10 protein-coding genes are annotated in these 11863 nt (G+C 69.4%); 8 read left to right on the forward strand and 2 right to left on the reverse strand.

The features are described from left to right. Positions 1-13: 13 nt before the first annotated feature. From OG976_RS25465 to ribD, 7 genes are all read left to right on the forward strand, one after another. Positions 14-1957: a primosomal protein N' gene (locus OG976_RS25465; protein WP_328364017.1), complete on the forward strand. Its 1944-nt coding sequence runs from the start codon at positions 14-16 to the stop codon at positions 1955-1957. Positions 1958-1986: 29 nt separating this feature from the next. Continuing rightward, complete coding sequence (locus tag OG976_RS25470) at positions 1987-3804, forward strand: DUF2207 domain-containing protein (RefSeq protein ID WP_328355402.1); 1818 nt, start codon at positions 1987-1989, stop codon at positions 3802-3804. Beyond that, entirely contained in the window at positions 3798-4334 is a 537-nt protein-coding gene (locus tag OG976_RS25475; protein ID WP_328355405.1) for a LemA family protein, read from the forward strand. The genes OG976_RS25470 and OG976_RS25475 overlap by 7 nt, the downstream gene beginning before the upstream one ends. Before the next feature lie 99 nt (positions 4335-4433). After that, positions 4434-5363 carry a methionyl-tRNA formyltransferase gene (gene fmt / locus OG976_RS25480; RefSeq protein WP_328355408.1) on the forward strand — a complete coding sequence of 310 codons (930 nt, stop codon included), beginning with the start codon at positions 4434-4436 and terminating at the stop codon, positions 5361-5363. After that, positions 5360-6859 (forward strand): RsmB/NOP family class I SAM-dependent RNA methyltransferase, encoded by a 1500-nt coding sequence (locus tag OG976_RS25485; protein WP_328355411.1) that lies wholly within the window; start codon positions 5360-5362, stop codon positions 6857-6859. Before fmt ends, OG976_RS25485 begins: the two co-directional genes overlap by 4 nt. 21 nt (positions 6860-6880) lie before the next feature. Beyond that, positions 6881-7567 carry a ribulose-phosphate 3-epimerase gene (rpe, locus tag OG976_RS25490; protein ID WP_442930392.1) on the forward strand — a complete coding sequence of 229 codons (687 nt, stop codon included), beginning with the start codon at positions 6881-6883 and terminating at the stop codon, positions 7565-7567. Then, positions 7564-8583: a bifunctional diaminohydroxyphosphoribosylaminopyrimidine deaminase/5-amino-6-(5-phosphoribosylamino)uracil reductase RibD gene (gene ribD, locus OG976_RS25495; protein WP_328355414.1), complete on the forward strand. Its 1020-nt coding sequence runs from the start codon at positions 7564-7566 to the stop codon at positions 8581-8583. The genes rpe and ribD overlap by 4 nt, the downstream gene beginning before the upstream one ends. On the opposite strand, the gene OG976_RS25500 is transcribed toward ribD, so the two are convergent. Further along, on the reverse strand, positions 8580-9131 hold the full coding sequence (locus OG976_RS25500) for a type 1 glutamine amidotransferase domain-containing protein (RefSeq protein ID WP_328355417.1): 552 nt from the start codon (positions 9129-9131) through the stop codon (positions 8580-8582). The genes ribD and OG976_RS25500 overlap by 4 nt on opposite strands. A gap of 30 nt (positions 9132-9161) precedes the next feature. Further along, a complete protein-coding gene (locus tag OG976_RS25505) occupies positions 9162-9998 on the reverse strand; it encodes a GntR family transcriptional regulator (protein ID WP_328355420.1) in 837 nt (278 codons plus the stop codon). Positions 9999-10220: 222 nt separating this feature from the next. Here OG976_RS25505 and OG976_RS25510 point away from each other — a divergent pair, with 222 nt between their 5' ends. Then, positions 10221-11861 (forward strand): ABC transporter substrate-binding protein, encoded by a 1641-nt coding sequence (locus OG976_RS25510; protein WP_328355423.1) that lies wholly within the window; start codon positions 10221-10223, stop codon positions 11859-11861. Positions 11862-11863 lie beyond the last annotated feature (2 nt).

Genomic DNA, 11863 nt, shown 5'->3' on the forward strand with positions numbered 1-11863 from the left:
GCGCGTGCTGCCGATGCTGTCCGTGCCGCATCTGGACCGCGAGTTCGACTACCTGGTCTCGACCGAACAATCCGACGACGCCCAGCCCGGGGTGCGGGTGCGGGTGCGATTCCACGGCCGGCTGGTCGACGCCTTCGTTCTCGAACGGCGCTCCGACACCGACCATGTGGGGCAACTGGGCTGGCTGGATCGGGTGATCTCGGCCGAGCCGGTGCTCACGCCGGAGGTACGCCGGCTCGTCGACGCGGTCGCCGCCCGCTACGCCGGCACCCGTCCGGACGTCCTTCGGCTGGCGATCCCGCCCCGGCACGCCCGGGCCGAGAAGAGCGACGCCGACACACCGCTGCTGCCGGTGATCGACCCGGTCGACCCCGCGGGATGGGCGCGCTACGGCCGCGGCGAGCAGTTCTTGACGGCGCTGCGCGAGGGCCGGGCGGCGCGGGCGGTCTGGCAGGCGCTGCCGGGGGAGCAGTGGTGCGATCGGATCGCCGAAGCCGCCGCGGCGGCGGTCAGCGGCGGGTACGGCGTGCTGGCCATCGTGCCCGACCAGCGCGACATCGACGCGGTGTGGCGGGCGGCGACCGCCCGGATCGACGAGACCGCGGTGGTGGCGCTGTCGGCCGGGCTCGGCCCCTCGGCGCGCTACCGGCGGTGGCTGTCGGTGTTGCGCGGCCACGCCCGGCTGGTGATCGGAACCCGCAGCGCGGTGTTCGCCCCCGTGGAACGGCTCGGCCTGGTCATCGTGTGGGACGACGGCGACGACACCCTGGCCGAGCCGCGAGCCCCTTACCCGCACGCCCGTGAGGTCGCCATGTTGCGCGCCCACCAACTGCGCTGCGCCGCGGTGATCGGCGGCTACGCCCGCACCGCCGAGGCGCACGCCCTGGTGCGCAGCGGCTGGGCCCACGATCTGGTGGCGGCCCGGCCGGTGGTACGGGCATGTTCGCCCCGGGTGGTGGCACTCGAGGACGGCGGCTACGCCGAGGAACGCGACGCCGCCGCCCGCACCGCACGGCTGCCGTCGGTGGCGTTGCGTGCCGCCAGGGCAGCCCTGGAGCGCGACGCCCCGGTCCTCATCCAGGTGCCCCGACGTGGCTACATCCCCTCGGTCGCCTGCGCGCGCTGTCGGACGATCGCCCGTTGCCGGCACTGCACCGGCCCGCTGTCGCTGTCCGGTGCAGGGTCGGGTGCTGTCTGCCGCTGGTGTGGCCGCATCGACCCGGCGCTGCGCTGCCGGCGGTGCGGCTCGGATGCGATCCGCGCGGTGGTGGTCGGCGCGCGGCGCACCGCCGAGGAGATCGGCCGGGCGTTTCCGGGCACGACGGTGGTGACGTCGGCGGGCGACACCGTGCACAGCGAGATCGGGCCCGGGCCTGCGCTCGTCGTCGCCACCCCCGGTGCGGAACCGCACGCCCCCGACGGCTACGGCGCAGCCCTGCTGCTGGACAGCTGGGCGATGCTAGGCCGCCAGGACCTGCGCGCCGCCGAGGACACCCTGCGACGCTGGATGGCGGCCGCCACCCTGGTGCAGTCCCGCGCCGACGGGGGTGTGGTCGCCGTCGTCGCGGAGTCGACCATCCCGACCGTTCAGGCCCTGGTCAAGTGGGATCCGGTCGGGCATGCCGAAGCCGAACTGGAGGCCCGAGCCGAGGTCGGTCTGCCGCCGAGCGTGCACATGGCCGTGGTCGACGGCGGCACCGAGGCGGTCAACGCGTTGCTCGAGCACGCCGAACTGCCGGAGGATGCCGACCTGCTCGGGCCCGTCGATCTGCCGCCGGGGGTGCGCCGCCCGCCCGCCACGCCCGCCGGGGAACCGGTGATCCGGATGCTGGTGCGTGTGCGCCGCGAGGAGGGTCTGGCGCTGGCGGCGTCCCTGCGCGACGCCACCGCGATCCACAGTGCCCGCCACGATCACGAGGCGGTTCGGGTACAGATCGACCCGTTGCACATAGGGTAATCCGGGGCGTAACGCACAACGGAGGTGTCATGAAGGGGTTCGGCCGTGCCATCGCGTGGTCGATCTCGTTGCTGCTCATCCTGATTGGGCTGTTGTGGCCGGTGGTCTTCAGCTTCACGCCGAGCGGCGGCGCGGTGTACGACCCTGTCGTGTTCACCAACTATCGCGCCGACTTCGTCGTCGACCGCGACGGCCGGATGGACGCGACCGAGATCATCACCGGCAAGTTCCCGGGCGACCGGCACGGCATCTTCCGCTACTGGGACGTCGCCAATCAGAACGATCCGCATGTCCGCCAGGTGCCGCAGGTCACCGAGATCCTGATGGATGACCAGCCGATCCCGTACCAGATGTTGTGGGAGAGCGGCGAACGGTTCCGGGTCGCCAAGATCGGCGACCCGCACCGCCTGCTCGACTACGGCACCCACGTATTCCGGATCCGCTACTCCATCGACGGTGTGCTCGATCCGGGCACGACGGGGGTCAACAGGACGTTCGCGTCGTCGCTCGGAAGCCAGTCCGCGCCGTCGGCCTTCTTCTGGAACGTCATCGCCCCCGCGTGGAATAACCAGATCGACCGTGCCGATATCTCCGTCACGCTGCCCGGCGGCGTGCCCGGCGCCCAGTGCTCGGTGGGTACCGGTGTCGGACGCGCCTGCGACGGATTGACCGTCGCCGGCGACACGATCCGGGTCTCGGCCACGGCGCTGGCGCCGCGTACACCGGTGACGGTGCGCGCCGCCGTCGACGTGCCGACTCCGTCGCGCACCGAACTGCCGTGGTCGTACCAATGGGATCGGGTGCTGGGGCGCTCGCTGCCGACCACGCTGTGGCTGCTGGGCCTGACCCTGACCGCCGGACTCGGCGGGTTCCTGTGGTGGCGGACCACCGTCGAACCGTCGCCGGGATTCCCGCTGCAGTTCGCCCCGCCCAAGGGCCTCGGTCCGGTGCAGTGTGAGTACATCCGCACCGAGAAGGTGCCCGAGAGTGGTTTGACCGCGACGCTGTTCTACCTCGGCGAGCGCAAGCTGGTGTCGCTGAACCAGGTCGGTGCGAGCAAGTGGACGGTGCGCGGGACCGCGGACGAAGCGGCCTGGGCCGACGTCGACCCGGTCAGCGTCGACATCGCCTCCGCGCTGGGCGTCATGGGACCGGGGCGCGAGTTCGACGCCAACGGCACGGTGTCGGCGGGCAAGAAGCTCACCAGCGCCAAGGCGGATATGGGGACGTCGGTCAAGAAGTGGGCGTTCGGCGAAGGGCTGATGGTCAAGCGCAGCGCAGAGCTCTGGCTGCGACTGGCCAATTTCGTCGCGCTTGCCCTGGCGGTCTGCGGTTTTGTCGGCTGGTTCTTCCCGATCACGCTGTGGGGCTTGCCGTTCGCGGTGTTCTTCGTGCTGACCGCCTCGGCGTGGCGAAGTGGTGTGGGCAGCCGGCGTACCGCGTCCGGACGTCAACTGTGGTCGGAGATCGGCGGCTTCCACCGCATGCTGGCCACCGACAGCGCGGAGTCGCGGTTCGACTTCGCTGCCCGCAAGGACCTCTACACCGCCTACATCCCGTTCGCCGTGGCCGGTGGCGTGGCCGCGCTGTGGGCGCGCAAGTACCAGGCCGCCACCAGCCAGGTGCCGCCGGATCCGCAGTGGTACCACTCCTCGTCGGGCAGCACGTGGCATTCCTCGACCGGCGGTGGTGCTAGTTTCGACAGCTTCGAGTCGGCATTGTCGTCGTCGATCAGTGCCTACACCGCCTCACAGTCATCGTCGTCGTCGAGCAGCAGCGGCGGCGGTGGCGGGTTCAGCGGCGGTGGCGGTGGTGGCGGCGGTGGAGGAGGAGGCGGTTCATGGTGACCTTCGTGCTCGCACTGGTTCTGCTGATCGCAGTACTGGTACTCGGTGGATTCGTGGTGGGCTACAACAAGGTTCGCGCCGCCGACGTCCGCGTCGACGAGGCGCTCGGCGGCATCGACGTGCAGCTGACCCGCCGCGCCTCGCTGATCCCCAGCCTGGTCAGCACGGTGCAGACCTTCGCAGGCCACGAGAAGGCGATCCTCGATCACGTCGCCGATGCGCAGGCCGCCCTGTCGGCGGCGACGAGCGGTAAGTCGGTGGCGCAGCGCGGTTCGGCGGAGAAAGAGTTCGACACCGCCGTCGGGCAGGTGCTGGCACTGGGCCAGAATTACCCGCAGCTCAACTCGTCGAACAACTTCTTGAACCTGCAGCAGAACTTGGCCGACACCGAGGACAAACTGGCCTTCGCCCGGCAGTACTACAACGACGCGGTCGCCGGAGTGAACCGGCTCACCACCACGATCCCGTGGATGTTCGTGGCCGGCATGGCCGGGGTGAAGCAGCGCGAGTTCTACCAGGTGCCGCGATGAGCGCCTGCGCGAAGAGTCGGCACCTCATCGGCGGAGGTGCCGCGATGAGCGCCTGCGCGAAGAGTCGGCACCTCATCGGCGAAAGCCCGAAGTAGCCTCATGCGAATCGTTTTCGCCGGTACCCCCGAACCGGCACTGCCGTCGTTGCAGCGGTTCATCGACTCGCCGCGACACGAGGTGGTCGCCGTGCTGACCCGCCCGGACGCCGCCGCGGGCCGGCGGGGCAAGCCCGCACCCTCGCCGGTGGCGCAACTGGCCCTCGACGCCGGGATTCCGGTACTGCGCCCGCCACGGCCTAATGTCCCGGAGTTCGTCGCCGAACTGGCCGACCTGGCGCCGGACTGCTGTGCCGTGGTGGCCTACGGGGCATTGCTCGGCGAGGCCCTGCTGGCGGTGCCGGCGCGCGGCTGGGTCAATCTGCACTTCTCGTTGCTGCCCGCGTGGCGCGGCGCCGCACCCGTGCAGGCGGCCATCGCCGCGGGCGACACCGTGACGGGCGCAACGACTTTCCTCATCGAGCCGAGTCTGGATTCCGGTCCGGTCTACGGCGTGGTGACCGAGACCATCCGGCCGTCTGACACCGCCGGTGAGCTCCTGGACAGGTTGGCGATCTCGGGTGCGGGCCTGCTGGAGACGACGCTGGACGGCATCGAGGACGGCGCGCTGGCCCCGGTGCCACAGCCGGCCGAGGGGATCAGCCTGGCGCCGAAGATCACCGTGGAGCAGGCGCGCATCCGTTGGGAGCTGCCCGCCCACGTCCTCGAGCGCCAGATCCGTGCCGTGACGCCGGGGCCCGGCGCCTGGACGATGGTCGGTGACATCCGCGTCAAGGTGGGTCCGGTGACGGTCGAGGAGACCGCAGAGTCGTTGGCGCCCGGCCAGATTCGGGCCGAGCGCTCGACGGTCATGGTGGGAACCGGCTCGCACCCGGTGGCACTCGGGCAGGTGCAGCCGCCCGGCAAGAAGCCGATGAACGCCGCCGACTGGGCCCGCGGAGCCCGACTAGACGAAACGGTGCGTGCCTCGTGACCGAACGATCGCCGCGTGGCGGCAACGACCGCGACCGTGGAAAAGGGCAGAGCGGCAGACCTTTTCAGGGGCGTGGGCGCGACGGGAAGACCGGCGGTCCGCCGCGGCGCGATGGCGGAGCGCAGCGGCCACCCCGCCGCCCGCAGCGCGCCCCGCTCGATCCCGCCCGGCAGGTCGCCTTCGACGTCCTGCGCGCGGTCTCCGAGCGGGACGCCTATGCCAACCTGGCTCTGCCCGCCATGCTGGCCGAACGCGGCATGAGCGGCCGTGACGCTGCCTTCGCCACCGAACTCGCCTACGGTACGTCCCGCATGCGGGGCCTGCTCGATGCGGTGATCGCCGCGGCGGCCGGTCGCCCGATTGATCAGATCGACCCGGTGCTGTTGGACCTGCTGCGTCTGGGCAGCTATCAACTCCTGCGCACCAACGTGGCCCCGCACGCCGCGGTCTCGACCACGGTCGAACAGGCCGGGATCGAATTCGACAGTGTGCGAGCCGGTTTCGTCAACGGCGTGTTGCGCGCCATCACCGCTCGCGACGAAGCAGCCTGGGTGGCCGAGCTCGCGCCGACGCGGGACAGCGATCCCGTCGGGCATCTGGCGTTCGTGCACGCCCACCCGCGCTGGATCGCCCAGGCGTTCACCGACGCACTGGGGGCCGACGCGGCCGAACTCGAGGCTGCGCTGGCCGCCGACGACGCCCGGCCCGCCGTTCACCTGGCCGCCCGGCCCGGCGTGCTGACCGCCGAGGAACTCGCGCAGGAAGCCGACGCGACAGTCGGCCGCTATTCGCCGTATGCGGTCTACCTGACCGGCGGTGACCCCGGCCGGTTGGCGGCGATCCGGGACTCGAAGGCCCTGGTTCAGGACGAGGGCAGCCAGCTGGTGGCCCGCGCGCTGACCCTGGCGCCGCTGCTCGGCGAGGACGGCGGCCTGTGGTTGGACCTGTGCTCGGGGCCGGGCGGCAAGACCGCCCTGATCGCCGCGATCGCCGCCCAACAGGGCGCCACGGTGACGGCGATCGAACCCGCGCCGCGCAGGGCCGATCTCGTCGAGCAGAACACCCGCGGCCTGGCGGTCGAGGTGCTGCGGGTCGACGCCCGTGAGTCCGGGCTGCGGCCGGACAGCTTCGACCGCGTCCTGGTCGACGCGCCGTGCACCGGGCTGGGCGCACTGCGCAGGCGCCCGGAGGCCCGCTGGCGGCGCACCCCCGCCGATGTACCGGCGTTGGCCAAACTGCAGCGCGAACTGCTGGCCGCCGCGATCGCGCTGACCAGGCCCGGCGGGGTGGTGCTCTACGCCACCTGCTCACCGCACCTGGCCGAGACCGTCGGGGTGGTGTCCGATGCGCTGCGCCGCCAGCCGGTCACCGCCTTGGACACCCGGCCGCTGTTCGCCCCGATGGACGGTCTGGGGCCCGGGCCGTACGTGCAGTTGTGGCCGCACCGGCACGGCACCGACGCCATGTTCGCCGCAGCCCTGCAAAAACGCCTCTGAACCACCTTTAGGCTGACTGCCATGGCGACACCGTCCCGACCACTGATCGCACCGTCGATCCTGTCCGCTGATTTCGCCCGCCTCGCCGAGGAGGCCGCGGCCGTCGAGGGTGCGGACTGGCTGCACGTGGACGTCATGGACGCGCATTTCGTGCCGAACCTCACCCTCGGGCTGCCGGTGGTGGAGAGCCTCCTGGCGGCCACCGACATTCCGATGGACTGCCACCTGATGATCGAGAACCCGGAGCGCTGGGCGCCCGGCTACGCCGAGGCCGGCGCCTACAACGTGACCTTCCACGCCGAGGCGACCGACAACCCGGTGTCGGTGGCCCGCGACATCCGTGCCGCAGGCGCCAAGGCCGGCCTGTCGGTGAAACCCGGTACCCCGCTGGAGCCCTATCTGGAGATCCTGCGCGACTTCGACACCCTGCTGGTGATGTCGGTCGAACCGGGCTTCGGCGGGCAGAGTTTCATGCCCGAGGTGCTCGCCAAGGTGGCGACGGCACGTCGGCTCGTCGACGCGGGGGAGCTGACGATCCTGGTGGAGATCGACGGCGGCATCAACGCCGACACCATCGAGATGGCCGCCGAGGCCGGGGTGGACTGCTTCGTGGCGGGCTCAGCTGTCTACGGGGCACAGGACCCGGCCGCGGCGGTCGAAGCCCTGCGCCGCAGGGCCGGTGCCGCCTCACCGCACCTGACCGTATGACCGCCGCGACACCAGCGGTGATCGAGGCGGCGATGCGGCTGGCCATCGAGCGGGCACAGCGGGTCAAAGGCACCACGTATCCCAACCCTCCTGTGGGAGCGGTCATCCTGAGTCCCGACGGCAATGTCGTTGCGGTCGGCGGTACGGAGCCCACCGGCGGACCGCACGCGGAGGTGATCGCATTGCGGGCGGCGGGGCAACTGGCTCGCGGTGGCACTGCTGTGGTGACGCTCGAGCCCTGCAACCACCACGGCCGCACGCCGCCCTGCGTCGACGCGTTGATCGCGTCCGGAGTGGCTGCGGTGGTCTACGCGGTCGCCGATCCCAATCCGGTGGCATCCGGCGGAGCCCAGCGGTTGCGCGCAGCCGGTGTGACGGTGACCGGCGGGGTGTGTGCCGACGAGGTGAGGATCGGCCCACTGCGTGAGTGGCTGCACAAGCAGCGCACCGGGCGGCCGCATGTCACCTGGAAGTACGCCACCAGCGTCGACGGCCGCAGCGCCGCCGCCGACGGGTCCTCGCAGTGGATCACCAGTGACGCCGCCCGTGCCGATGTGCACCGGCGGCGGGCGGCGGCCGACGCCATCGTGGTCGGCACCGGCACGGTGCTCGTCGACAACCCGACGTTGACCGCCCGGTTGCCCGGCGGCGGCCTCGCCGAACGCCAGCCGCTGCGGGTGGTGGTGGGCAAGCGCGAGATATCCACGGAATCCAATGTCCTCAACGATGATTCGCGCACCATGGTGATCCGCACCCATGACCCGAACGAGGTGATCCGCGCGCTCACCGACCGCACCGACGTGCTCCTCGAGGGCGGTCCGACGTTGGCGGGCGCCTTCCTGCGGGCCGGCGTCATCGACCGGATCCTGGCCTATGTCGCGCCGATTCTGCTGGGCGGGCCGGTCACCGCCGTCGACGACGTGGGCGTGCCCAGCATCGCGCGGGCGCTGCGATGGCGCTACGACGGCGTCGACCGGATCGGGCCGGACCTGTTGCTCAGCCTGGTCCCCGGTTAGACGAAGGCTTCCACCAGTTTCGCGCAGAATGCCGGCAGGTCATCGGGCTTACGGCTGGACACCAGCGTGTTGGGGCCCTCGGTGCACACCACGACCTGCTCGTCGACCCACTGCGCACCGGCGTTGCGCAGATCGGTCTGCAGGCTGGGCCACGACGTGATCTGGCGGCCCTCGACGACATCGGCTTCCACCAGCGTCCACGGGCCGTGGCAGATCACGGCGACCGGTTTTCCGGCGTCGAAGAAACTCTTGACGAAGCCCACCGCGTGCGCGTTGGTGCGCAGGTAGTCCGGATTGGCGACCCCGCCGGGCAGGACGAGGGCGTCATAGTCGCTGGCCGACACACTCTCGGCGGCTTTGTCCGCGTCGAAGGTGTCCGCCGGCGTGAGGTGGTTGAACGCCTGGATCTTGCCGACCTCGGTGGAGATCAATTCTGCTGCGCCACCGGCCTGCTCGACGGCCTCCCACGGTGCGGTGAGTTCGACCTGCTCGGTGCCCTCGGGAGCCACCAGGAACGCGATCTTCTTCTCAGATAGTTCGTTGCTCATGGCTGGTGGCATACCCAGCAGCGGGGTCGATCAACACTGTGGTGAAGACAGGGGAGCCACCGACCAATTGGACAGTTCCGACGGGCCCAGGATGCGGTGCCGGGTCTGACCGGCGGTATAGAACGTGAACTTCGTGGCGCGGTAACACTGCTCGAAGCAGTCGAACGCCGTCCCGTCGGCATCGAAGCTGACACCGCGGACCCGCACGATCGGATCGGCGGTGCCGACACCGAGATGGCCCGCCTCCCACCCGCTGGGAGTGTCGACTTCGATTGCCTGCTCGGTGTATTCGTCGGTGAGCTGGTAGCGCTCCTTGATGAACCGATATAGCGATCCGCCTGCGGACAGTTCCTCGTGGTCGATCGCCGGTACCCGGCTCAGCGGCAGCACGGCGCGCTCGAGGATGGCGTCGGCGCTGCCGAGGCTGCGTTTGCGCCAGATCTCCCAGACCGGTTGGCCGGCGTCGACACCCAGGGCGGTGGCGATGGCCGTGCTGGGCAATCCGACACCGATGGAGATCAACGAGGTGATGACCTTCGGCGGGTCGCCCTCCCCGTCGAGCAGGGTATGGAGCAACTCGCCGGGCCGGGTCGGGTCACTGGCGATGCGTGGTTGGGCCACGAATGTGCCCAGCCCCTGCCGACGGGTGATCTTGCCTGCCCGCTCGAGTTCGTCGAGCGCCCGGCGCACGCTGATATTGCTCACCGAGGCGATCTCGGCCAGGTCGGCAACCGACGGCAGGCGGTCACCGGGCTTGAGTCCACGTTCGGCCATGATGCGCAACACCAGGTCGTAGACGTGCTGATAGCGCAGCTTGCGGTCGGCTGGAGCCGCCGAGCCTGCCGAGCGATTCGGCTTGGTGGCCATCGTCATCGCCTTTCGCAACCGTCCGGGGTCACCTGCCCACTAGCGGGGGAGTCATGTGAATGCTAACTATGCAGTTCATCGGCCGTAGGCCTTAACGTCGCTGGGATCTGCTTCTCGCTAGCCGTAAAGCGAAAAGTATCGGAAACAAACCGGCAATAGCGCGGCAATCACCGCCACTCATACTACTGTGTATACAAACTGGTGTCGGGAAGGGTTTCACACATGGCCGAAATGGATCGTCGCAGCTTCTTCCGGACTTCGGCGGTTGTCGCCGCCGCCCTCGGCGGAGCGGCAGCGCTCGCGTCGTGCGCCCCGAAGACCGCGACCAGTACCGTGCTGCGCGTCGGCTCGACCACCGACATCGACTCGCTGAACCCGTTCACGGCAGCCTCCACCCAGTCTTACGACGTCTTCCAGCTCGTCTACGACAAATTGATGGACTACGACGCCCAGCTCAACATCGCGCCGTCGCTGGCCACCGCCGTGGACCGTAGCCCCGACGGCAAGACCTTCACCTACACGCTGCGCTCTGGCGTGAAATGGCAGGACGGCAAGGATTTCAGTGCCGACGACGTCGTCTTCACCTTTCTGCTGGTGCGGGACAACAGCTACGGCACCTACGGCGCGTACTTCAAGGACCTGACCGACGTGGCCAAGGCCGGCGATGGCCAGGTGCGGTTGACGTACTCGCAGCCGCAGACGCTGGAACCTGGCGTCATCATGCCGATGGTGCCCAAACACCTGTGGGAAGGCGTCGCCAAGGACGACCTGCCCAAATACAGCAACGACAAGCCGGTCGGCACCGGACCGTTCAACTTCGTGTCGTGGGAGAAGGGCAGCGTTGCCACGGTCACCAGGAACGACTCGTGGTGGGGGCCCAAGCCCGCAGCCCAGAAAGTCACCTGGACGAAGTTCGGCTCCGATGACGTTGTCACCCAGGCGTTGCGCACCGGCGACATCGACATCGTCTCCGAAGTGCCGCCCACGATCTTCACAGGTCTGCAGAATGCCGCCGATGTCAAGACGACCGCGATGGAATCGTTCTCGTTCCACATGATCGGCTTCAACTGTTCGACCGCTCCCGGCTCGAAGGGCAACCCCCTCCTCAAAGACCAGGTGATACGGCAGGCGCTGTCCTGTGCCGTCAACCGTCAGCAGCTCGTCGAACTCGCCCTGGCCGGTTACGGGGAACCCGGAGCCGATCTGCTGCCTCCCACCTTCGGTGACTTCCACTACGTCCCGGCGCCCGACGCCGTACTCGACAACAACCCGGCCAAAGCCAAGGAGCTCCTTGACGGGGCCGGCTACACCGACCGCAACGGAGACGGCATCCGAGAGGCCAAAGATGGTGCGCCACTGGAATTTCGCATTCTCGCGATCGCCGACACCACGGTCGATATGAAGGCTGCCGACCTGTTCGTCACGGCAGCCAAAGCCGTCGGGATCAACCTGAAGTTGTCCAGCACCGACGCCGACAGCATGAGCGCCACGGTCTACAACGCCGACACGCCCGACTGGGACATCATGGTCTGGGGCTGGGACTCGGAGTTCTACGACCCGTCCTATCTGCTGGGCATCCCGACCACCGATCAGATCGGCGGCAACAACGACACGTTCTGGACCGACCCGCGCTACGACGAGCTCTACGCCCAGCAGAAGACCACCGTCGATCGCGCCGCCCGAGTCAAGCTCGTCCAGGAGATGCAGGCGATCCACTACGCGGCCTGCCCCTACATCGTGATGTGGTATCAGAAGAAGCTGACCGGCACGCGTACCAACACCTGGACGGGTTGGCAGCCGATCAACGGCGGCATGATCCTGAACTTCCCACGAGTGAACTACCTCGACGTCACTCCGGCCTGACA

The sequence above is a fragment of the Mycobacterium sp. NBC_00419 genome (assembly GCF_036023875.1).
GTDB lineage: Bacteria > Actinomycetota > Actinomycetes > Mycobacteriales > Mycobacteriaceae > Mycobacterium.